This is a genomic window from Achromobacter sp. 18P8.1.1 (assembly GCF_057799415.1).
In genome coordinates this window covers 29,697-50,662 of sequence record NZ_JBYOKH010000023.1, presented here as the reverse complement: position 1 = coordinate 50,662, position 20,966 = coordinate 29,697, and the positions used below count along the sequence as shown (strand labels likewise).

Here is a 20,966-nt window from a genome sequence, read left to right as displayed (position 1 = left end):
CCTTCGGGCGACGGGATAAAAAAGGGCCTCGCAATTGCGAGGCCCTTTTTGCATCGTGGGATCGGCTGCGCGCGGCATCCATCCTACGTTTCCAGATCGTAGAACTCCAGGCCATCGCGGTCTATGATGAGCCAACCGCCCCGGGCCGGCGACACGTGGTCGCAATCCCAGTCGGGCAGCACCCAGCGCTCGCGCTTCTTGCCATCCACTTCCAGCACGTGGCGGGCAGGGCGGTGCGTGTGACCATGCACCAGCACGCGCACGCCGGTCTCGCGGAAGATGGCGTCGATAGCGGCGCCGTTGACGTCCATGATCTCCATGGACTTCGTTTGGTTGGCCGCCTGGCTTTCGCCACGGGCCTGCTGCGCCATCGCCAGGCGTTCCGGAATGGTCTTGGCCAGGAATTCGGCCTGCCAGCGCGGATCGCGGACCATCTTGCGAAACTGCTGGTACGCGGCGTCGTCCGTACAGAATTCGTCGCCGTGAGTCAGCAGCACCTGGCCGAAATCCGTTTCCAGCAGGGCGGGTTCGGGCAACAGCTTGGCGCCCACGGTGTTGGCCAGTTCTTCCCCGATCAGGAAGTCGCGATTGCCGCGGCCCAGCCAGACCGGAATGCGTGCGGCGGTTTCCCGCAGCGCCGTCACCACCGTGGCCAGCCACGGCGGTGCGGCGCGGATCACGTCGTCGCCGATCCAGGCATCGAAGATGTCGCCCGGCAGCAGCAGGGCGGCAGCTTCTTCTTGCGCCGCTAGCAAAAAGGCCAGGAAGGCCTCCAAGGTGGCCGGCGTGGCCGGCCCCAGGTGCAAGTCGGACGCCAGCCAGATCGGGCCGGACAGGGCAATCTTATTCAAGAATTTCGGCCTTCTCGATGATCACGTCTTCGTTCGGCACGTTCTGGTGGAAGCCCTTGTTGCCGGTCTTCACGCCCTTGATCTTTTCGACCACGTCCGTGCCTTCGGTGATGGTGCCGAAGACTGCGTAGCCCCAGCCGTTCGGCGTGGGCGACGTGAAGTTCAGGAAGTCGTTGTTCGACACGTTGATGAAGAACTGCGCGGTTGCCGAGTGCGGGTCGCTGGTGCGGGCCATCGCCAGGGTGTACTTGTCGTTCTTCAAGCCGTTGTTGGCTTCGTTTTCGATCGGCGCATGGGTCTGCTTTTGCTTCATGCCGGGTTCGAAACCGCCGCCCTGGATCATGAAGCCGTCGATCACGCGATGGAACACGGTGCCGTTGTAGAAGCCTTCCTTGACGTAGGTCAGGAAGTTTTCGACGGTCTTGGGCGCCTTGGCGGCGTCCAGGGTGATGACCATGTCGCCTTGGTTCGTGACGAGCTTGACGCGGGGATTGGTGCTCATGGCTTTTGTGCCTTCAGAGGTGGAGGTGGATGAAGTGGCTGCGGGAGCGGCGCTGACTACGGCCGGGGCAAATGCGGCCAGCGCGAACGAGCACGCCGTGAGGCGCAGCAGGTGGAAGGGGGAGTAACGGGACATCATTTGCCTTGTTTATCCTTCAGCATGGTTTCGACTTCGCGGGCTTTGTCCTGCATGCCCGGCACGCCGTCGCTGGCGGCCTTCTTGTAGGTTTGCAGGGCCTGCAGCAGTTGCAGGTCGCCCAGATTGGCTCGGGCAGCCGCATAGCCGGGGTCGGCGCGCAATGCCATTTGCAGGGCATCTTGCGCTTTTTCAAGTTCGCCGCGGCTGGCATATAGAGCCGCCAGGTTGTTCCAAGGTTCCGGAAGCTCCGGGAAACGCGTGGTCATGTCGGTGTAGATGTCGATGGCCTCGTTCGTGCGGTTCAAAGCGGCCAGGGCGCGCGCGTGCTGGAACATCAGTTGCACGTCGGTGCCACGCTGGTCCTTGATCTCTGCTTCGCGTTTTTCGATCAACGCCAGGGCTTCATTGACGTCGCCGCGGTTCAACAGCATTTCGATGCGCGAGGTGACCTGCGAAGGCGAGGGCGCGAGCCGCGTGTCGACACCGGGCTTGGCGGCTTCCAGCAGCTTGGCCAGGCCGTCCCAGCCGCCCTCGGGAGGAATCGGGTCCAGTGTGGTGCGGGTGGCATTGGGACTGGCACCCCCGCCGCCGGCCATCGACTGGGCAAGGGCGACTCCAACCGGCGCGCCGGCGACAGCCAGGGCGAGCAGGGCGACATAAAAACGCGGCTTGATAGTCACGTGGGTATCCGTTAAAAGTCGTGGCCGGCTTGCACTTACGCGCGCGACCGGGCCGCTTGCTATACTTGACGACCGCCATTTTAGCCCCGGTTGAGTTTTTGGCTCGACATTGGGCGTAGGGCCAGGGTCTGGGACCCAGAGTGTGGGACAAATGCCGAGCAAAAGCTGAGCAAATTCCGGGTATTTGCAAGGCATAGAGCCCGGCAAATGCCGACCCGCACTTGAAGGCCAGGCAAGACCAGTCGTCGGTATTCGATGATGATGGTGTTGGCGGCAGGCTGCGAAGGTATTGTCCTTCGCAAGCAACTTTCCGAATCCGCCCCGGAAGCAATTAGACGAATCCTAAAGCGCCATGCTGCAAATCTACAACACGTTATCGCGTACCAAAGAACCGTTCAAACCGGCCCAGGCTGGTCAGGTGCGCATGTACGTGTGTGGCATGACCGTGTATGACTTCTGCCATCTGGGCCATGCCCGCATGCTGGTCTCGTTCGACGTCGTGCAGCGCTGGCTGCGCGCCAGCGGGCTGGCCGTCGACTACGTGCGCAACATCACGGACATCGACGACAAGATCATCCGCCGCGCCGTTGAAACCGGCCGCCGCATCGGAGAAGTCACCGAGTTCTACATCGCCGCCATGCATGCCGACGAGCAAGCGCTGGGCGTGGAGTCGCCCGACCGCGAGCCGCGCGCCACCCAGTACGTGGGCGATATGCTGGACATCATCGGCAAGCTCGAGAAGAACGGCCTGGCCTATCAGGCCGACGACGGCGACGTGAATTACGCCGTCCGCGGCTTTCCCGGCTACGGCAAGCTGTCCGGCAAGACGCTGGACGACCTGCGCGCTGGCGAACGCGTGGCCGTGGGTTCGGCCAAGCGCGACCCGCTGGACTTCGTGCTGTGGAAATCGGCCAAGGCGGAGGAGCCCGACGACACCAAGTGGGAGTCGCCGTACGGCCTGGGCCGTCCGGGCTGGCACATCGAGTGCTCGGCCATGAGCAAGTCCCTGCTGGGCCTGCCCCTGGACATCCACGGCGGCGGTCCGGACCTGAAATTCCCGCACCACGAAAACGAGATCGCCCAGACCGAAGGCGCCTTTGGCGGCACGCTGGCCAATATCTGGATGCATTGCGGCCCGCTCATGGTCGATTCGGACAAGATGTCCAAGTCCCTGGGCAATTTCCGCACCATCCGCCAGACCATCGCCCAGGGCGACCCGGCCGCGGACGTGGCGTCCTACCCGGTCAACCCGCGTGAAGCCGAAATGGTGCGCTTCTTCATCGTGCGCAACCACTACCGCAGCCCGCAAAACTACACGCCTGACAACCTCGTCGACGCGCAGAACGCGCTGGACCGCCTGTACCAGGCGCTGCAGAACGTGGCGGCCGACGACCAGGGCATCGACTGGAACGAGCCGCAGGCCCAGGCCTTCAAGGCCGCCATGGACGACGACTTCAACAGTTCGGGCGCCATTGCGGCCCTGTTTGAGCTCGCCTCCGAGGCCAACCGCGGCAAGAGCGCGCGCAGCGCCGGCCAATTGAAGGCGCTGGCCGCGTTGCTGGGCCTCCTGCAACAGGACCCGGCGACGTACTTCCAGTCGCCTACCCGCTATTCCGCAGCGGCCATCGAGCAAGGCCAGCGCGCCACCCTGGACGCCGACGCGATCCAGTCGTTGATCGACGCGCGCGCAGCTGCCAAGGCGGCCCGCAACTTCGCGGAAGCCGACCGCATCCGCGCCGAATTGCGCGATGCCGGCATTGAACTCGACGACAAGCCGGGTGGCTTGACGCAATGGCGCCGGGCGTGAGCCCAGTGGATACGCCCGATATGTCCACCGCCGATCTCGACATCCCCAAACCCGAGTATTGGGAGGCCGCCGTCGCCCACCTGATGCGGCGCGACCGCATCCTGAAAAAGGTCATCCCCCAGCATCCCGAGGTCTGGCTGACCTCGCGCGGCACGCCGTTCGTGACGCTGGCGCGGGCGATCATCGGGCAACAGATCTCCACCAAGGCGGCCGACGCCGTCTGGACCAAGTTCATCGATGCCGTGGGCAAACGCCCCACGCCGGTCGCCGTGCTGCGCGTAGGCGTGGACGGGCTGCGCAAGGCGGGCTTGTCCCAACGCAAGGCCGAATACGTGCTGGACCTGGCCGTGCATTTCGGCGAACGCCGCGTCCACCCTGAAAAGTGGGCGGCCATGGACGACGAGGCCGTTATTTCTGAATTGGTCGCCATCCGGGGCATCGGGCGCTGGACGGCGGAGATGTTTTTGATTTTCAATCTACAGCGGCCTGACGTCCTGCCGCTGGATGATCCCGGGTTGCTCAAGGCAATCTCGCTACACTATTTCAGTGGCGAGCCTGTCTCGCGCTTCGAGGCTCGCGAAGTCTCGCTGGCGTGGCAGCCCTGGCGTACCGTGGCAACCTGGTACTTATGGCGCAGTCTGGAACCGACACCGGTTCAATACTGATGCACACCAGGCAGCCCATCTACGGAACCACACTACATGCGCAATACATTTCTGGAATTTGAACAGCCGCTGGCCGAACTTGAAAACAAGATCGAGCAGCTGCGCTACGTGCAGGCCGATTCAGCGGTAGACATCTCCGACGAGATCGGACGTCTGCAGCAGAAGAGCCAGACCTTGGCCAAGGAAATCTACGCCAAGCTCACGCCGTGGCAGACGGCCCTTGTCGCCCGCCACCCCCAGCGTCCCTACACGCTGGACTACGTGCGCGAAATGTTCACCGACTTCCATGAACTGCACGGCGACCGCATGTACGCCGACGACCAGTCCATCATCGGCGGCCTCGCGCGCTTCAACGGCACCCCCTGCATGGTGATCGGCCATCAGAAAGGCCGCGACACCAAGGAACGCGCCGCCCGCAATTTCGGCATGCCGCGTCCTGAAGGCTATCGCAAGGCCCTGCGCCTGATGCGCCTGGCTGAAAAATTCGGCATCCCCGTGTTCACCTTCGTGGACACCCCGGGCGCCTATCCGGGCATCGGCGCCGAAGAGCGCGGCCAGTCCGAAGCCATTGGCCACAACCTGTACGCCATGGCCGAACTCAAGGTCCCCGTGATCTGCACGATCATCGGCGAAGGCGGTTCGGGCGGCGCCCTGGCGATTGCCGTGGGCAACGCCGTGCTGATGCTGCAGTACGCCACCTACGCCGTGATTTCGCCGGAAGGCTGCGCCTCCATCCTGTGGCGCAGCGCCGACAAGGCGCCTGACGCCGCCGAAGCGCTGGCCATCATCGCTCCGCGCCTGAAGGACCTGGGCCTGGTGGACCGCGTGGTCAACGAACCTGTGGGCGGCGCACACCGCGACCCCCGCGTCATGGCGCGCCTGCTGCGCCGCGCATTGGGCGATGCCCTGCGCCAACTGCAGGGCATGACGCCCGAGCAGCTTGTGGAACAGCGCGTCCAGCGCCTGCTGTCCTACGGCGCCTACCAGGAAGTGCGTGCGTAAGGCGGGCAGGGGCGTCGGCAAGCCAGCCGGCGCCGCGACCGCGCTACCCGCGCCATTCCCATGAACGTCCGGCCAACGCCCGACACGCCCGCACAGGGCGAGTCGGGCGTTGTGCATTCCGGCCCGCCTTTGCCGCCCGTGTCCGCGGAATTGGCCGCCGCGCTGCGCCAGGCCTTGCTGGCCTTGCCCGAGCGGCCCGCGCATCCCGCGCGTATCGCGGTCGCCGTCAGCGGCGGCGCGGATTCAGCCATGCTTGCCGTGCATGCGGCGGCGGTGGCCCGCGAGCTGGGCATCGGTCTGTCCTTGTTCCATGTGCATCACGGCTTGCAGGCCGCCGCCGATGCGTGGGGGCGCCAGGTGCATGCGCTGGGCAGCTTGCTGGGCGTGCCTGTCGCCGAGGCACGAGTGCAGGTCGAGCAAGCGGCCGGCAAGGGTATCGAAGCGGCGGCGCGCGACGCGCGTTACGCAGCGCTGGCCCAATTGGCCCATGCGCACGGAATTCGTCATGTGCTGCTGGCCCACCATCGCAACGACCAGGCCGAAACCGTGTTGCTTCGGTTGTTGCGTGGCACCGGGCTGGCAGGCATGGCGGCCATGTCGCCGGCCACGCAGCGCGATGGCGTCTGGTACCTGCGGCCCTGGCTAGGCCAGGACCGCGCTACGGTCCTGCAGGCTGCGGCGGCTGTTGAGGCCGCCTGCGGCTGGCAAGCGGTGCAAGATCCCACCAATTCCGATCCCCGCTATACGCGCGCCGCGGTGCGCGAGTTGCTGGCGCCGGTGCTGGACGGCCGCTGGCCCGGATGGCGGGGCATCGTCGCCCGGCATGCGGCGCATATGGCCGAAGCGGCCGAAATCCTGGACGAGGTCGCGCGCGAGGATTTCGCCCGCTTGGAGCCCAGCCCGGACGGCGCCAGTTTTTCGCTGCAGGCGTGGCGCGGATTGTCGGCGGCGCGCCAGGCCCAGGTGCTGCGCCATTGGCTGGCGCAAAACGGCGCCCGCATGCCCACCGACGCGCGCCTGCGCGACCTGTTGCGCCAGCTACGCGAACTGCACAGCCTGGGCCATGACCGCCAGCTGCGTGTGGAGCAGGCGGGGCATGTGGTCCGATGCCATCGGGGACGGGTCTGGGTCGAGCCCAGAGGATAAAAACGGCTGCTTTGGAAAGAATCCGCAGAAAAATAGCCGCGTAATGAACATAAATTTCCTCAAACTGAGCAAATTTTTACCGCCGCGCTAGAATATATGGTTTTGCCCGCCACCACTTTGCGGCGGGTTCCCAGCCAGAGTACGAGATGTCCCTGATCGTTCACAAATATGGCGGTACTTCGATGGGCTCGGTCGAGCGCATCAGAAACGTGGCGCGTCGCGTCGCGAAGTGGCACGCCGCAGGCCACCAGGTTGTTGTTGTGCCGTCGGCAATGGCGGGCGAAACGAATCGCCTGCTTGGCCTGGCACGCGAAATCGCGCCTCAGCCCGACGGCCGCGAGCTCGATATGATCGCCGCCACCGGCGAGCAGGCCAGCAGCGGCTTGCTGGCTATTGCGCTCCAGGCCGAAGGCGTGCCAGCGCGCAGCTATGCCGGTTGGCAAGTGCCCGTGCGTACGGATTCGTCCTTCACGAAAGCGCGCATCAGCTCCATCGACGACGCGCGCATCCGCGCCGACCTCGACGCTGGCCGGGTGGTCATCGTGACGGGCTTCCAGGGCATCGACCCGGAAGGCCACATCACGACGCTGGGCCGTGGTGGTTCGGATACCTCGGCCGTGGCCGTGGCAGCGGCTATCAAGGCCGACGAATGCCTGATCTACACTGACGTGGACGGCGTCTACACGACCGATCCGCGCGTGGTGCCCGAAGCGCGCCGCATGGCCGTCGTTTCCTTCGAGGAAATGCTGGAAATGGCGTCGCTGGGTTCCAAGGTCCTCCAGATCCGCTCGGTTGAATTCGCCGGCAAATACCGTGTACCGGTCCGGGTCCTGTCCTCGCTGACCGACCCGCTCATCCCGCTCGACGAAGAAATGGTCTCGGGCACGCTGATTACTTTTGAGGAAGACGAAAAAATGGAAGCCGCCGTTGTCTCCGGCATCGCCTTCAGCCGCGACGAAGCCAAAATCACCTTGCTGGCCGTGCCCGACAAACCGGGCATCGCTTTCTCCATCCTGGGTCCGGTCGCCGCCGCCAATATCGACGTCGACATGATCGTGCAGAACCAGTCCGTGGCTGGCACGACCGACTTCTCGTTCACCGTGAACCGCAACGAGTTTGCGCGCGCCGTGGACCTGCTCAAGCGCGAAGTGATCCCAGCCGTTGGCGCAGGCGAACTGTCCACCGACGAGAAGGTTGCCAAGGTCTCGATCGTGGGCATCGGCATGCGCTCGCACGTGGGCGTGGCCAGCTTGATGTTCCAGACGCTTTCGCAAGAAGGCATCAACATCCAGATGATCAGCACCAGCGAAATCAAGACGTCCGTCATCATCGACGACAAGTACATGGAATTGGGCGTGCGCGCGCTGCATAAGGCCTTCGGCCTGGACCAGACGCCGGGCGCCAAGGAATAAAGACAACGGTTCCGGCACGTTTTTTTTGATCGATAGCCCGCTTCGCGGGAAATACTCCAAAAATTCGTGCTAGAATCTCGTTCTCTTTTCGGAGACGTGCCCGAGAGGCTGAAGGGGCTCCCCTGCTAAGGGAGTATGTGGCTAAAAACTGCATCGTGGGTTCGAATCCCACCGTCTCCGCCAGATAAGCTTTAGTACTGGCTTCTGGCCAGTGCTGAAGATAAAAACCCCGCAATCGCGAAAGTGATTGCGGGGTTTTTTCATTCCTCAGGTTGTCCACCATCATCTGACACCTTTAGGTTTGAAGCATTCGTTAAGGTCTTTCGAATGCCGGCGCATGGCATGCCACGCCAAACTTGTTCCTGTCCGGATCGCGAAAGACGCGCCGTAGTAATAAGCATGGTAACGCGGTCTTGCTCCGGGTAGACCCTCGCATGCCCCGCCGTTCTCAAGCGCCACTTTGTGAGCTGCGTCGACCATTGCCCGAGACGCAGCCGAAGGCGATCATCTGACCGTTCCCCGGCTCGTGCTGCTTGCCGTCGTAAGGTGTGCAGATAACGAAAAAGGGACGCGATTGATCGGCGGTGTGCCAGCCCGCCCACGGCCTGCGGTCGCAAAATCGCATTTCAATACCCAGGCTGTCCATAAGCGGGGTGTCGAAGCGAAGCGCTCGCTCGAAATCGGTCACGCTCACGAAAATATGTGAAAACACATCGGCTCCTTCGGGCAGGGCAGGGGATCTACGCGACTATGGTGGCGGGCTGGAAGGTTAAGCGCGGAGCGTAGTGCGTACCTGCGAATTTCGCCATGGTGGACGTATCTAAATTTGGCCTCAGGCGTACGTGCGGTCTGACAGCCATACTCCACGCTGGACTATCTGGAATGCTGGAAAAACGGTCGCTGGTATAAGCCAACCGTCAATTTTGGCGGATTGGCCAAGTCGTTTCGCGCGATTCCGCTCCACGGTCCGGCCGTCTCCTTCAGGGCCAATATCCTGGCGTCCACGCTGGCGCCGAATCGCCTTTTCAGCAGGGCGACGTGCCACAAGATGGCGGTTGATTTCCTGATCTTCGGCAACGCGCAGGCGGAGCGGCAGGACAGCGTGACCGGCAAGCTGCTGGGTGTGAGCCATGCCCTGGCCAAGTACTCGCGGCGCGGGGTGGAGGGCGATCAATATTTCTATGTCCCAACCATCGGGCAGGAGCACGAATTCGAGCGGGGGACCGTGGCCCACCTCGTGCAGGCCGATATCAACCAGGAAATCTACCGCATGCCCGAGTATCTTGCGGCACTGAATTCGGCCTAGCTGAACGAGTCCGCGACGCTGTTTCGGCGCAAGTATTACCAGAACGGCAGTCATGCGGGCTTCGTCATGTACGTGACGGACACCATCCAAGATGAAAGCTATGTGAACGGCATCCGTTAGGCTTTGAAGAACTCGAAAGGCCCGGGCAACTTCCGCAACCTGTTTGTCTATGCCCCTGGTGGAAAGAGGGACGGCTTGCAGATCATCCCGGTAAGCGAAGTTGCAGCGCGTGATGATTTCTTCAACATCAAGAACATCAGCCGCGATGACATGCTCGCCGCGCACCGGGTGCCGCCCCAACTCATGGGGCTGGTGCCCAGCAATAGCGGCGGGTTCGGCGCGATCCTACCGGCCGCGCAGGCGTTCGCACGCAACGAGCTGGAGCCGCTACAGGCGACACTCTTGGGCCTGAATGAATGGCTCGGGCAGGAGGTGGTGAAGTTTCGGCCCTATGTCGTGCATACGGGCGAGAGCGAATAGGCCGCCCGACATTGATCACATGCCCCGCTTCGGCGGGGCTTTTTTTCGTCGGTAGGCGGCGCTGTTGCTACCGCTCTTCGCCGCACTTGCGCCCAGGCTTCACGGCGAGCGCTTCGTTCAAGCACGGTTCGGCCTGGACGTATTCCCGCAGTTCGGCCACACGGTCGAGGATGTCTTGCCGATGGCGCAGGGTGCTGGCGCTTCTGAGACCAGCTTCCAGGGCTACTACGACGCGCTGTAGGCGCCATATCTCCCAGGCCAGCGCACAGGCCTCAGCGGTTGGGTTTTGAGCGTAAAGCGCCCGTATACGGGCCGCAGGCAGGGGCGCTGGTGATGGGCGGTCGAAGAAGTCCATAGGGGTGCCTCAAAGTACTGTATGAATATACAGTGTTCTAGTCAACAGCACCCCCCTGGCGCGCAGTCTTCCCCCTCCACTCCTGCGCGCTAAATGGGGCAGAAACGACTCATCTTTGCGTCACCCCTTGGCGCCAGCCTTGCTGCGGCACTACGGCCCATGGGCGAGGCATGGCAATGTACGCACATGGACGCAGCTACGACGCGTTTCCGATAGTTTAGGAATTGCGCGATTGCGCCGCGCCGTTGGAGCGTTTCTCCAACTGCCGAGATATCGCGTCGACTCCCGCCGGGGAGCGAAAATGCTCCGCATACATCTGTACAGTAGCTCGCTGTTCAGCAATCCAGCGTTCAATCGGATTCAATTCGGGAGGTTGTTTGAAGTAGCGGAGGAGGGTGTCCACGTTGGCGCGTCGTCGCGCTATGAGGTCGTCGGCCTCCTGAAGCTTGCGGTCGACTTCGGTATCCTCTTTGTGAGCGGCTAAGAATTCTGCCTGGGAAATCTGCTTACCTCCCACGTAATACTCCGCCAGATCGCCTGTGCCGATTGCAAACAATAGGGTACGTTTGTCCTTGGATCGGCTTTCCCATGCTGCCTTTGTCACGATAGCATCGCGAAGTTGCCTATTCAGCAGCCATCGGCTCATGGCCCACCATAGAACCTGGTCACGGGCAATTAGCAAGGCTGGAGAAAGCAAGTACAAGCCGAGCCAAGCCAAGACTGCCTTGCCAAGCAAGTTCCAAGAGATATCGATGTCCATGTTTCCAACGCCCCTGCGGTGATGGGCAATCGTATGGCAAACCGATCGGTACTGCCAGTTTGGCCGGAATGCGGCCGATGCCTAGGCTCATCCAACGCGCTTTTTGAGGCTTATAGTCGCCGGGTTATAAACAAGCCCCATGCCAACATTCCAAGATGCCTATGAAATTCCTGCCACCTCAGATTACGTTGCAAACGTATGAACGGATATTCAAAATCGTGCATTCTGCGCATGCATCTACCCAGGGCTATGAGGGGAAGCCGAACTGCCTCTTTTACAATTTTGCCGCAGCCTACATCCTGCTCAAGAAGTTGAAGATTAAGGCCGTCCCTGTGTGCGGTGCGGCAATGCTAAAGGTGGCGCCAGATTCCAGCCAGGCTTTGGTGATGGGCCACATCCATGCAGAGAGCGGGAGTCTGTACAGCGACCACGACGGGTTCCATTGCTGGGTTATGACCGAACGGCATTACCTTGACTTCGCGGCGCCGCTATATGGCGACTACATGGGCGCAGATGGCTCGGCCAAGCCTAACGTCCCTCGAAAGATGTTTCAGAGGCCAAAGGCTGCGATGGCTGGATCATGGGGAGAGGTGGAGCGGCCGGGCGATTTCTTTTTTGAGCCCAATATCGAACTTACGCGCCTATATGTCAGCAAACTTGAACGCCACGCCGCGGCGATGGACCTTGTGCTCAGTTGCGCACAGTGGTTTGTTGCACCGCCGAAGCCCCTACCTACGTCCCTAGTGATAGGGAATGATCTAGGAGAGGTAATCAAAGTGAAGGTAGACGCGAAACCAATTGTCGGCGTTTGGTAGGTGCCACCACTGCTGGGGCTTGGCGGTCTAACAAAGATGGTAATCGAGGGTATTTTTGCGGATGTGTTTGTAAGTCGTGTGTAATTTGTTAAGTGTTTTCAACGGCTTATTTGGTAAGTTTGAATGACACCGTCTCCGCCAGATAAGCTTTAGTACTGGCTTCTGGCCAGTGCTGAAGATAAAAACCCCGCAATCGCGAAAGTGATTGCGGGGTTTTTTCATGGGTTGAGGTTATTTGCTCGGTGCCCGACCGTGGCCGCCTTTCCTTCAGGGCGCAAGCACCTTCTTCATCGAAGGCGCCCCATGCAGTTGATAGTTTTCCCGTTCGTAAAACGCAACGGCGTCCGGCCTCGCATCGAGAAACACCGCCGTCATGCCACGAGCGCGCGCGTCGCGTTCAGCGTAGTCCATCAAGGCCCGGCCAGCACCACTGCCACGCACCGCCGCGTCGACGACGAGGTCGTCAACATGCAGGTGTGGTCCGCGCGCCAACGTGTGAACGGGCCGCATCCCCAGGACCCCGATGATCTTTCCGTCCAGAAAGGCCGCGACAAGCTCGTAACCTGAATGCGATTGGCGGCGTGCCCGCGCCAGGAATTCTGCTTCGTCCAACGATCGGAGTTGGGCGATCACGGGGTAGGCGTGACCCCATTCTGCAGGCGTGAGCCGTCTGATTTCCAGCAGGATATTGCTGCGTGGTTCGGTCATGGTTGCCGGGTTCCTTGTGCGAAAGATTGATAGTTCTGCGGGCGGGGCGTCGTTGATAGATTCACGCCAACGCCTTCAAGAGCGCGCGTGCTTGTTCTACTCCGTCAGCGTCATTCGGCCGAAAAGCCATCCGTGTGGCTTGCGGCAATTGCGTGAAGTGCGTGTGGCTGCTGCGAGCGTAGGCGGGGTCGTAGTGGCGGTCGATGAGTTCGCGGGCGAGGTCGATGCGTCGCCCTTCGTCCACCATCTTCAGCCAGCCGTTGATGACGTCGCGGCTGTGCAGGCCCAGCAGGCGTTGCAGTTGGGCTTTCAGCCAGTCCGGGTTTTCGAACAGCTGCGCGTAATCCTGCTGCAGGAACGCGGCGCGGTCTTCGCGCGAGGAGACGACTTCGATGCAGGCGCCGCGGTGCATGGCCTGCAGCAGCGCGGGCGGCAGCGCGACCGAGCCGATCTTGCGGCTTTCCGCTTCCACGTACACGGGTTGGCTGGCGTCGAACGCCCGCAGGCGCGCGGCCAGCAGCGTGTCGAAGCGCTTTTGCGAGGGTTGTGTGATGTCGGGCAGGGCGCCCAGCAGCGATCCGCGATGCGAGGCCAGCTGTTCCAGGTCCAGCGTCTGCGCGCCCGCCTGGTCCAGCGCGTTGAGCAGCCGCGTCTTGCCACTGCCGGTGGGGCCGACCAGCACTACACAGCGCAGCGCCGCGGGCAACGTGTCCAGCGCCTGCAGTGTGGCGCCGCGGTAGGTTTTGTAGCCGCCGTCCAATTGCCGTGCGCGCCAGCCGATCATGTTGAACATGACGGTCATCGAGCCGGAGCGCTTGCCGCCGCGCCAGCAATAGACCAGCGGGCGCCATCCTTGCGGCCGGGCGGCGAAGGTGGTCTCCAGATGCCGCGCGATGTTGCGCGCCACGATGGCCGCACCGATGCGCGACGCTTCGAAGGGCGAGACCTGACGGTACAGGGTGCCGACCTGCACGCGTTCTTCGTTGCTGAGCACGGGCGCGTTGATCGCTCCGGGAATATGGTCGTCGGCGTATTCCAGCGGCGAGCGCACATCGATGATTTCGTCGAAATCTGCCAGCTTGTCCAAGCTGGCGAGCAGGTGTTTCACGTCAGGAGCCGTTTCGGGGATGCGATGGATGGGAAGAGCTCCCTAGGATAAAGCTTTCCCGCCGTGCCGGTTGCTATCATCTGCGCATTCTCCCTGCCTGCCCGGAATATGGAATTCTCATTCAAATGCGCTTCGTGCGATCAGGTCCATCACGGCCTGCCCAGCTTTGGCGCCGACGCGCCTGAAAGCTATTACCGCCTTGCGCCGGAAGAGCGCCAGCAGCGCGGCGACCTGGGCAGCGACGACTGCGTGATCGACGAGGAGCATTTCTTCGTGCGGGGCTGCATCGAGCTGCCCATCCATGGCCATCCCGAGCCCTTTGTGTGGGGCGTATGGGTGTCGGTCAGCCTGGCCAGCTTCGAAACCTGGGTACGCACTTTCGACGCCTCTGAACGCGCGCAGACACCACCCCTGTTCGGCTGGCTGAATACGCAGTTGGCGCCTTATCCGGATACGTTGAGCCTGAAGACGCACGTGCACTTGCGCGATGGCGGGGTCAGGCCATCGATTGAACTGGAGCCGACCAACCACCCGCTTGCCGTCGAACAACGCGAAGGCATCACGGTGGAGAGGGTCGCGGAAATCTATGCAATGCTTGTGCACGGCGCAGGCGACGCGCAGACCTAGGAGCCGCCTTTGAAAGTCAGCAAGATATTCGACGCCGCCCGCCGCGGCCATGTGAAAGGGGTGCAGGCTTGCCTGGAGGCGGGCGCGGACCCGGCGGCGGTCGATGCGTATGGATTCACAGCGTTGCAGCAAGCGGCGATGGGCGCCAACGACACGGCGATCTCCGAGAACCTGGCGGTGTTGAAGCTGCTGGTCGACGCCGGCAGTCCGTTGGAATTTCATCGTGAAGGGCGCACGGCGCTGTATCTGGCGGCCGAGTTCGCGCCCAGCACGGACGCGGTGCAATTGTTGATCGACGCGGGCGCCCGCGCGGATATCCGCGATGCCCATGGCAATCACATCACCGTGAACGCGATGATGCCCGAAGTGCAGGAGCTGCTGTCCGCGCTGACCGGCGTGACGCTGGAAGTGCCGGAGCCTGAGCCGGAACCCGTCAAGCTCACTGCCGCGCAATGGCGCGACGCGCAGGCGCGGCTGGATGCGTTGTTTGCATCATTGACGCAGGCGGGGCTGGTGGCCCTCCAGGATGCGGGCACGACGCAGTCCGATGGCTTTGCCGATTGCTCGGAAATCTTTCACGAGCGCGGCGGTGCAGCCGCCGGCCTGCACGGATTCTGCTTCTATACGCGCCAGGACCGCAACCGCGCCAAGAGGGAAGGGCGGCTGGAACTGGCGTTCTGGGGCGCGCCGGAAGGCGGGGATGCCGACATGGTGCGGGTAGGGGAACTGATCGTGCGCGCCGCGGAGGCGGCCGGGCTGCCCGCCGCATGGAACGGCAGCAGCGCCCGGCGGCCCACGCTCACACTTTTCTAGGTCGCCGAAGGCCGACGGCGCACGCGCCGTCGGCAACCGCGCTCAGGCGCTGAACGTCAGCGCATTGCTCAGGTCGCCCATGGGGTGCTGACCGCGTGCCGACATCGCGTCGTCGCGTGCCTTCAGGCCTTCGAGCATCGGCAGGTCGAACACGCGCGTCGCCAGACGCAGGATCGAACCGGTGTCGTACACCGTGTGGTCGACGGTGCCCTTCTTGGCGAAGGGCGAGATCACCAGCGCGGGGATGCGGGTGCCCGGACCCCAGCGATCGCCCTGCGGGGGCGCCACGTGGTCCCACCAGCCACCGTTTTCGTCGACGGTGACCACCACCACCATGTTCTCCCACTGCGCGCTCTTGCGCAGGCTGTCGACGATGTGGGCGATATGGCGGTCGCCCGAGTCCACGTCCGCGTAGCCCGCATGCATGTTCAGGTTGCCTTGCGGCTTGTAGAACGTCAGCGCGGGCAGCTTGCCGGCTTCGGCGTCGGCCAGGAATTTGTTGGTGGACGACAGGTCGCCCAGTCCGCCATCGCGCAGGTGCGCGGTGCGCGCGGCGGTGCCGGGTGCGGTGCTCTTGAAGTAGTTGAAGGGTTGGTGATGCGCTTGGAAATTAGGCGACGACGGAAAGCCCGTGTTGGCCGTGGAGTCCACGGCGGCTTGCCAGCCGCCCGCGTACCAGGCCCAGTCCAGCCCCTTGGCGGTCATCAGGTCGCCGATGTTGTTGTGAGTTTGCGGCACCATCGTTTGCGGATTGGTGGCGTCAGCCTGCGTCGGGTCGGTGGCGTCGCGGCTGAACGAAGGCCAGTAGGGCGGGGCCATGGTATTCACGCCGTAGCCGTCCGGCGTCAGCGCGCTGGCGCCGAATTGCGGAATGCCGGTCAGCGCGCTTGCGGGTGATGCGGGCTTGGGCTGCAGGCGCGGATCGGCGGGATCGGCGCTTTGCAGTTGCGCGATCTGGGTCTTGGCGACCGAGTCCGCCACATCGGGGTAGAAGGGCGGACGGCCCGCGACCAGATATTGATGGTTCAGGAACGAACCGCCGAATGCGCCCTGGAAGAAGTTGTCGCACAGCACGAATTCCTGGGCAAGCTTCCACAGGCGCAGGTTGTAGGCGGAATCGCTGTAGTGGCCCATGACCAGCGCGCCGGAGTCGGCCCACGCGACGAAGCGGTCGTTCTTGCCGCCGTTGATCTGCATCTGGTTTTGATAGAACACGTGCCACAGGTCACGCGTGACGACGCCCTGGGGCAGCGGTTCGCCCTGCGGTCCCAGCAGCGCGAACGGCGCGTTAGGCAGATTGTTCATGTAGGGCGCGGCTTGATCCACCTGGTACGTGATGTGGTTGGCCTGTTGCGACGTGGGCACCATGCCGTTCCACACGGGCGGCAGGACGGATAGCGGCGTGCCGTCGCGGTCGTTCTGCGCGTAGTCTGCCGCGGTCAATGCGGACAGCGGTTTTTCCACGCCGGGGAAATTGGCGAACAAGTTGTTGAAGCTGCGGTTCTCGGCAAAGATCACGACCACCGTCTTCACGTTGGCACGCAACTGCTGGGTCAGATCCGGCGCGGGAGTGGGCGTCGGCGTGGGATCCGGCGTGGGCGTGGCGGGGCTGTCATCGTCGTCATCGCTCGAGCAACCGGACAAGGCGCCCATCGCTGCAGCGCTGGCGCCCAGCGCGGCGATGCCGGTCAGGAAGCCGCGGCGCGTGGGGCGTACGGGAGATTCCGCGTCCGTGGGAGCGGCGGACGGCGCGCCGGTGTTCTTTTCTTTGTCAGACATGAGGATGGACTCTTGAGCTTGCGGGTAACGTGGCGCACTGTCATTGCGCCACGGGATCGCCGGATGACAGCCGGCATCGTTAACGGCCGCTAGGCTAAAGAGCCAACGTTCTATCGGTGTGACCATCCGCTGTCAGAAAGCTGTACGCAAGGGCGGCAGGCAGCGGTATGCAGCGTGCGCGATGCGGATCGGTATGAAATATTCCCGCCCCTGACTTGCACGTTTTCTGAAACAACGCTATTATTCAAGGCTTGCTTTTTGATGCGCCCGTAGCTCAGCTGGATAGAGTACCTGGCTACGAACCAGGGGGTCGTAGGTTCGAATCCTGCCGGGCGCGCCAAGTTTTCAGTACCCCATGTTCCTTGTGAACGCAGGATGCGAAAAAACTTAAAAGAAAAAGCAAATAGGGGTAGCAGCAGCCCCAACGGCTTAATTATTCTGATATAATTTTGCCTCTTTGTCGGAGCGCCCGTAGCTCAGCTGGATAGAGTACCTGGCTACGAACCAGGGGGTCGTAGGTTCGAATCCTGCCGGGCGCGCCAAAGAAAGAAAATGGAAAGGCCTTTGATCTCGTATCGAAGGCCTTTTTGTTTTTCCGGCGCATGGCGTGCATGCGTATTGAAACTGCGCAGGGAAATTCAGTGCTGCGGCGCCTGTGTGGCCGCAGTTTGCGCGGCGTGCCGCGCATCATCGGTGTCTTCGAATCCCCAATCCCCCACGCTTGCCCAATCGTCTCCAAGGAGTTCGATGGGGTGCATGGTGCGGTCGGAGCCATTGCCGCAACTCATCGCGTCGGTCGGGCAATAGCGGTCGCAGCCCCAGCAGATGCGTTCGGGGTGCTTGGGATGCATCGGAAATTTCTTGGCCATGGTTTGCCTGCGTGCGGGGTGGGGCAGGATCGGGTCCTGCATTGCTGCACATTCAGCGTACTGCGCGGGGGCGCAGGCCATCGTTGATCTGGCGCAAGGCATCGTGCATCCCCGAAAACCGCGGGTTTTCGGCCCCCGATTTGCACGATGGTATTTATTCATGTTATAAACACGCCTCTTTCGGAGCGCCCGTAGCTCAGCTGGATAGAGTACCTGGCTACGAACCAGGGGGTCGTAGGTTCGAATCCTGCCGGGCGCGCCACCTTATTTTGAACACGCGGTATCGACGATGCCGCGGTTCAGCCGAAAGGCAGAAGCAATACAAAAAGCGGCTTAATGGTCATCCATCAAGCCGCTTTTCTTTTGTCCGGGCGACTGCTGCCAAGTCCGCTGCAGCAGGTCAATCGTGCATCACCACACCCGGATCACGCGCCCTGTCTGCGCGCCTTCGACGCTGCGGCTGTAGGCCAGGGCCACGCGGCTGGCGGGCGCGGCTTCGAAGCCGGGGAAGTAGGGGCCATAGCTTGCCATCGACTCCTGCAGCACGGTCGGGCTGACGGAGTTGATGCGGATGCCTTGCAGTTCCACGGCCGCGCCGCGCACAAAACCGTCGATGGCGGAATTGACCGCCGAGGCGTTGGCGCCGAAGCGGATGGGTTCATCGCTGACGATGCCGCTGGTAAGCGTGATGGAGCCGCCCGCGTTGACGTAGTGCTGGCCGATCAGCGCAAGATCCACCTGGCCCAGCAGTTTGTCGTGCAAGCCGATCTTGAACTGGTCTGCCGTCATTTCGGAGAGCGGGCCGAAGTGCAGGGTGCCGGTCGTGGAGACGATCGCATCCACTTTGCCCACGCGTTCGAACAGGTTCCGAATGCTGTCGCTGCGGGTCACGTCGACCTGATACTGGCCTTGGGTCTTGCCCACGGCGATGATGTCGTGGCGTTGGCCGAGCTCTTGTGCGACCGCGCGGCCGATGGTGCCGGTGGCGCCGATAAGGATGATTTTCATAAGGGTCTCCCGGGGATTGCCCGAAATCTGTTGGCTTTGGGGCGCACCGGCCGAGCGCCAGTGCATGCAAGCATTCTCGCCGTTCGATTTCCATGGAAAAATCCAGGAATGGTGGAAACACTTCATACTCAGGGTGCGTAATTCATGGACCGGTTGCTAAGCATGGAAGTGTTCGTGGCGGTCGTGGAGCTGGGCAGCCTGACCGCGGCGGCAGCGCGGCACCAGATGTCGGCGGCCATGGCGGCCAAGCACGTCAAGGGCCTGGAGGCCCGCTTGGGCGTGCGCCTGATGAACCGCACCACGCGCCGGCAAAGCCTGACTGAAGCGGGCCAGGCCTATTTCGCGCGCTGCAAGACCATCCTGGGCGAGATCCGCGATGCTGAACAGGGCGCCGAAGCCTTGCGCCTGACGCCCAGAGGTCATTTGCGTATCACCTCGACCGTGACTTTCGGTTCATTTGCGCTGACGCCGGCCATTGCCGACTACTTGTCCATCTATCCCGATGTCAGTGTGGAGCTGGTGCTGAGCGATGTGGTGGAAGACATTGTCGCGGCGCGCTATGACCTGGCGGTGCGGATCGGCGAGCCGGCGGATTCAACGCTCGTCGCGCGCACGATCGGGCGCTACCAGATGATCGTCTGCGCGGCACCCGCGTATCTGGAGCGCTACGGCACGCCCGCCACGCCGGACGACCTGGTGCGGCATCAATGCCTGGATTTTTCCTATTGGAGCCGTCGCACTGGCTGGCAGTTGAACAGCGGGGATGGCAATCAGGTGGGGTATCCCACCGGCCGGTTCGTGTCGAACAATGGCCAGGCGCTGCGGCAAGCGTCGCTGGCGGGCTTTGGGGTGGTGCTGCAGCCCGAACTGTTGCTGGGCGATGACGTGCGCGCAGGCAGGCTGGTGCCGATCTTGCAGCCGTACTGGCCCGCCGCGCGCCCGATCTCGCTGCTGTATCCCAAGGACAGGCAGGCGTTGCCCAAGCTCACGACCTTCGTGGACTTTTTGGTGGATCGATTCACGCGGTAGGGCACGGGCTCACCGCCGTCGTCGGTCGACCGCCGTCAGCGAGATGCCGTTCTTGAGCATCTCGTAGGCCTGGCCGCCAAGCCAGGTGACTTTTTCGCCTGAACTGGTCCGACAGATGCAATGCATCTTCGGATCAAAGCGCGACGTCCCCAGCGCGGAATACGCGTCAAGGTCGGCCACGAAACGTTCAATGCGGTACAGGGTGCCATCGGGGGACGTGACCAGCACGTCCGTCAATCGTCTTGCGGTGCCGAGCATACTGCTTACCTCCTGCGCGGGGCCGTCTTTCATGCGGCGCCAAAGTCACGTGGACGCTTCAATTTCCGAAGCCAAGGGGAATCCCCTCGCTGCGCTACTGAAAACGTCCCCCTAACAATGAATCATCGAGTTGGTCGGGTGACACGCCCAATGCTTCCGAAACGCGATCCAGGATGACCTGGCGAGGCCGTGGACGCGGCCGTTCCAATTCAATGTAGATAGAGTGGTCCACGCCAAGCCGGGCAGCCATATCCGCAGTGCTGATATTGAGGTGCTCGCGCCAGGCGCGTATCAGGCTCCAATCGTTGCCGGTTTTTAGATTGACGACAGCTAGTGGTAAAGGGGCGCGCTCCGCAGTCAGTTTCTTGTGCGGGGTTGCCCTGTATGCATCCGGCCCACTTCGCTTGGCGGCGCCGCTTTTGCGGGATTCGCCTCGGGGCGTCGTGATATCGGATTCGGCGGTGTAGATCGCACCGCCATTAGTCTGACGATACTGGTTATTTCCTATCCAGGAAAGCGTTTCGCCGTTATCGAGCATGCACTCGCAATCCAGGTGGTAATTGCTGGGAACGCTCTCAAGTTTGGCGATGGTTTCGGTGGTCGTGGCGTGGCGCACCACACGATGCAGGACACCGTCTGATGAGCGCACAAAAACATCGGGAAGTCTCCAGGAAAAAGGGATGATGCTCTCCACGGCCGAAACAGCTTGCGCCACTGTAATCCGGTGACGAAGCGGTGAGATTTGGGGTTTCCCCTCGACTGCTGCAGCAACCTTGTTTCTACCCCACAACGGCCCTAAAGATCTTCACAAATCTTCACTAGACATGACGCGATCAAGCCCGCGTCGC

The 20,966-nt window shown here is 62.5% G+C and carries 24 protein-coding genes and 4 tRNA genes; 16 read left to right on the top strand and 12 right to left on the bottom strand.

Annotated elements, in window-relative coordinates; all coding sequences use genetic code 11:
- Window positions 1–83: 83 nt before the first annotated feature.
- The 3 genes from AC27VE_RS16155 to AC27VE_RS16145 form a co-directional block, all read right to left on the bottom strand.
- Window positions 84–851, bottom strand: coding sequence for a UDP-2,3-diacylglucosamine diphosphatase (locus tag AC27VE_RS16155; RefSeq protein WP_427957223.1), 768 nt, complete (start codon window positions 849–851; stop codon window positions 84–86).
- Window positions 844–1,353 (bottom strand): peptidylprolyl isomerase, encoded by a 510-nt coding sequence (locus AC27VE_RS16150; protein WP_006225507.1) that lies wholly within the window; start codon window positions 1,351–1,353, stop codon window positions 844–846. The genes AC27VE_RS16155 and AC27VE_RS16150 overlap by 8 nt, the downstream gene beginning before the upstream one ends.
- A gap of 134 nt (window positions 1,354–1,487) precedes the next feature.
- Entirely contained in the window at window positions 1,488–2,171 is a 684-nt protein-coding gene (locus tag AC27VE_RS16145) for a tetratricopeptide repeat protein (RefSeq protein ID WP_488704426.1), read from the bottom strand.
- 352 nt (window positions 2,172–2,523) lie between these two features.
- Here AC27VE_RS16145 and cysS point away from each other — a divergent pair, with 352 nt between their 5' ends.
- The 6 genes from cysS to AC27VE_RS16115 all read left to right on the top strand — a co-directional run bounded on the left by cysS (window position 2,524) and on the right by AC27VE_RS16115 (window position 8,386).
- Complete coding sequence (cysS, locus tag AC27VE_RS16140) at window positions 2,524–3,978, top strand: cysteine--tRNA ligase (RefSeq protein WP_488704425.1); 1,455 nt, start codon at window positions 2,524–2,526, stop codon at window positions 3,976–3,978.
- A gap of 20 nt (window positions 3,979–3,998) precedes the next feature.
- Window positions 3,999–4,643: a DNA-3-methyladenine glycosylase family protein gene (locus tag AC27VE_RS16135; protein ID WP_006225511.1), complete on the top strand. Its 645-nt coding sequence runs from the start codon at window positions 3,999–4,001 to the stop codon at window positions 4,641–4,643.
- Window positions 4,644–4,679: 36 nt separating this feature from the next.
- Window positions 4,680–5,645: an acetyl-CoA carboxylase carboxyltransferase subunit alpha gene (locus AC27VE_RS16130; RefSeq protein WP_006225512.1), complete on the top strand. Its 966-nt coding sequence runs from the start codon at window positions 4,680–4,682 to the stop codon at window positions 5,643–5,645.
- A 150-nt stretch (window positions 5,646–5,795) separates the two neighbouring features.
- Window positions 5,796–6,791: a tRNA lysidine(34) synthetase TilS gene (gene tilS / locus AC27VE_RS16125; RefSeq protein WP_488704437.1), complete on the top strand. Its 996-nt coding sequence runs from the start codon at window positions 5,796–5,798 to the stop codon at window positions 6,789–6,791.
- Between the two features lie 146 nt (window positions 6,792–6,937).
- The gene (locus AC27VE_RS16120) at window positions 6,938–8,203 is read left to right on the top strand and encodes an aspartate kinase (RefSeq protein WP_006225514.1); all 1,266 of its coding nucleotides are present in this window, start codon (window positions 6,938–6,940) and stop codon (window positions 8,201–8,203) included.
- 90 nt (window positions 8,204–8,293) lie between these two features.
- Window positions 8,294–8,386, top strand: a tRNA-Ser gene (locus AC27VE_RS16115).
- 265 nt (window positions 8,387–8,651) lie between these two features.
- On the opposite strand, the gene AC27VE_RS16110 is transcribed toward AC27VE_RS16115, so the two are convergent.
- On the bottom strand, window positions 8,652–8,915 hold the full coding sequence (locus tag AC27VE_RS16110) for a VOC family protein (protein ID WP_488704424.1): 264 nt from the start codon (window positions 8,913–8,915) through the stop codon (window positions 8,652–8,654).
- A gap of 219 nt (window positions 8,916–9,134) precedes the next feature.
- Between AC27VE_RS16110 and AC27VE_RS16105 the strand changes: the two genes are divergently transcribed.
- The 3 genes from AC27VE_RS16105 to AC27VE_RS16095 all read left to right on the top strand — a co-directional run bounded on the left by AC27VE_RS16105 (window position 9,135) and on the right by AC27VE_RS16095 (window position 10,230).
- Window positions 9,135–9,509, top strand: coding sequence for a hypothetical protein (locus AC27VE_RS16105; RefSeq protein WP_488704423.1), 375 nt, complete (start codon window positions 9,135–9,137; stop codon window positions 9,507–9,509).
- A 123-nt stretch (window positions 9,510–9,632) separates the two neighbouring features.
- Window positions 9,633–9,989, top strand: coding sequence for a hypothetical protein (locus tag AC27VE_RS16100; protein WP_488704422.1), 357 nt, complete (start codon window positions 9,633–9,635; stop codon window positions 9,987–9,989).
- A 64-nt stretch (window positions 9,990–10,053) separates the two neighbouring features.
- Complete coding sequence (locus AC27VE_RS16095; RefSeq protein WP_488704421.1) at window positions 10,054–10,230, top strand: hypothetical protein; 177 nt, start codon at window positions 10,054–10,056, stop codon at window positions 10,228–10,230.
- A 331-nt stretch (window positions 10,231–10,561) separates the two neighbouring features.
- On the opposite strand, the gene AC27VE_RS16090 is transcribed toward AC27VE_RS16095, so the two are convergent.
- Window positions 10,562–11,104 carry a hypothetical protein gene (locus AC27VE_RS16090; protein ID WP_488704420.1) on the bottom strand — a complete coding sequence of 181 codons (543 nt, stop codon included), beginning with the start codon at window positions 11,102–11,104 and terminating at the stop codon, window positions 10,562–10,564.
- Between the two features lie 161 nt (window positions 11,105–11,265).
- On the opposite strand from AC27VE_RS16090, the gene AC27VE_RS16085 reads away from it, so the two are divergent.
- Complete coding sequence (locus AC27VE_RS16085; protein WP_488704419.1) at window positions 11,266–11,919, top strand: DUF2026 family protein; 654 nt, start codon at window positions 11,266–11,268, stop codon at window positions 11,917–11,919.
- Window positions 11,920–12,186: 267 nt separating this feature from the next.
- On the opposite strand, the gene AC27VE_RS16080 is transcribed toward AC27VE_RS16085, so the two are convergent.
- On the bottom strand, window positions 12,187–12,627 hold the full coding sequence (locus AC27VE_RS16080; RefSeq protein ID WP_488704418.1) for a GNAT family N-acetyltransferase: 441 nt from the start codon (window positions 12,625–12,627) through the stop codon (window positions 12,187–12,189).
- Window positions 12,628–12,688: 61 nt separating this feature from the next.
- Window positions 12,689–13,735, bottom strand: a complete 1,047-nt coding sequence (mnmH, locus tag AC27VE_RS16075) for a tRNA 2-selenouridine(34) synthase MnmH (protein WP_488704417.1) — start codon at window positions 13,733–13,735, stop codon at window positions 12,689–12,691.
- A gap of 108 nt (window positions 13,736–13,843) precedes the next feature.
- On the opposite strand from mnmH, the gene AC27VE_RS16070 reads away from it, so the two are divergent.
- Both AC27VE_RS16070 and AC27VE_RS16065 read left to right on the top strand, forming a co-directional pair.
- On the top strand, window positions 13,844–14,362 hold the full coding sequence (locus AC27VE_RS16070) for a DUF2199 domain-containing protein (protein WP_488704416.1): 519 nt from the start codon (window positions 13,844–13,846) through the stop codon (window positions 14,360–14,362).
- Between the two features lie 9 nt (window positions 14,363–14,371).
- Window positions 14,372–15,175: an ankyrin repeat domain-containing protein gene (locus AC27VE_RS16065; protein WP_488704415.1), complete on the top strand. Its 804-nt coding sequence runs from the start codon at window positions 14,372–14,374 to the stop codon at window positions 15,173–15,175.
- A 42-nt stretch (window positions 15,176–15,217) separates the two neighbouring features.
- Here the strand turns inward: AC27VE_RS16065 and acpA are convergent, their stop codons facing one another.
- A complete protein-coding gene (gene acpA, locus AC27VE_RS16060; protein WP_488704414.1) occupies window positions 15,218–16,954 on the bottom strand; it encodes an acid phosphatase in 1,737 nt (578 codons plus the stop codon).
- Window positions 16,955–17,217: 263 nt separating this feature from the next.
- On the opposite strand from acpA, the gene AC27VE_RS16055 reads away from it, so the two are divergent.
- Together AC27VE_RS16055 and AC27VE_RS16050 are read left to right on the top strand one after the other, a co-directional pair.
- Window positions 17,218–17,294, top strand: a tRNA-Arg gene (locus AC27VE_RS16055).
- Between the two features lie 125 nt (window positions 17,295–17,419).
- Window positions 17,420–17,496: transfer RNA gene (locus AC27VE_RS16050), tRNA-Arg, on the top strand.
- Window positions 17,497–17,592: 96 nt separating this feature from the next.
- Here the strand turns inward: AC27VE_RS16050 and AC27VE_RS16045 are convergent.
- Window positions 17,593–17,823, bottom strand: a complete 231-nt coding sequence (locus tag AC27VE_RS16045; RefSeq protein WP_488704413.1) for a DUF3079 domain-containing protein — start codon at window positions 17,821–17,823, stop codon at window positions 17,593–17,595.
- A gap of 185 nt (window positions 17,824–18,008) precedes the next feature.
- Here AC27VE_RS16045 and AC27VE_RS16040 point away from each other — a divergent pair.
- Window positions 18,009–18,085, top strand: a tRNA-Arg gene (locus AC27VE_RS16040).
- A gap of 149 nt (window positions 18,086–18,234) precedes the next feature.
- Here the strand turns inward: AC27VE_RS16040 and AC27VE_RS16035 are convergent.
- Window positions 18,235–18,831, bottom strand: coding sequence for a short chain dehydrogenase (locus tag AC27VE_RS16035; RefSeq protein WP_088589092.1), 597 nt, complete (start codon window positions 18,829–18,831; stop codon window positions 18,235–18,237).
- Window positions 18,832–18,975: 144 nt separating this feature from the next.
- Here AC27VE_RS16035 and AC27VE_RS16030 point away from each other — a divergent pair, with 144 nt between their 5' ends.
- Window positions 18,976–19,860, top strand: a complete 885-nt coding sequence (locus AC27VE_RS16030; protein WP_488704412.1) for a LysR family transcriptional regulator — start codon at window positions 18,976–18,978, stop codon at window positions 19,858–19,860.
- A 9-nt stretch (window positions 19,861–19,869) separates the two neighbouring features.
- Here AC27VE_RS16030 and AC27VE_RS16025 read toward each other — a convergent pair whose 3' ends face one another.
- Together AC27VE_RS16025 and AC27VE_RS16020 are read right to left on the bottom strand one after the other, a co-directional pair.
- Window positions 19,870–20,118, bottom strand: a complete 249-nt coding sequence (locus tag AC27VE_RS16025) for a hypothetical protein (RefSeq protein ID WP_175216741.1) — start codon at window positions 20,116–20,118, stop codon at window positions 19,870–19,872.
- A gap of 94 nt (window positions 20,119–20,212) precedes the next feature.
- Window positions 20,213–20,812, bottom strand: a complete 600-nt coding sequence (locus AC27VE_RS16020) for a helix-turn-helix domain-containing protein (RefSeq protein WP_088589275.1) — start codon at window positions 20,810–20,812, stop codon at window positions 20,213–20,215.
- Window positions 20,813–20,966 lie beyond the last annotated feature (154 nt).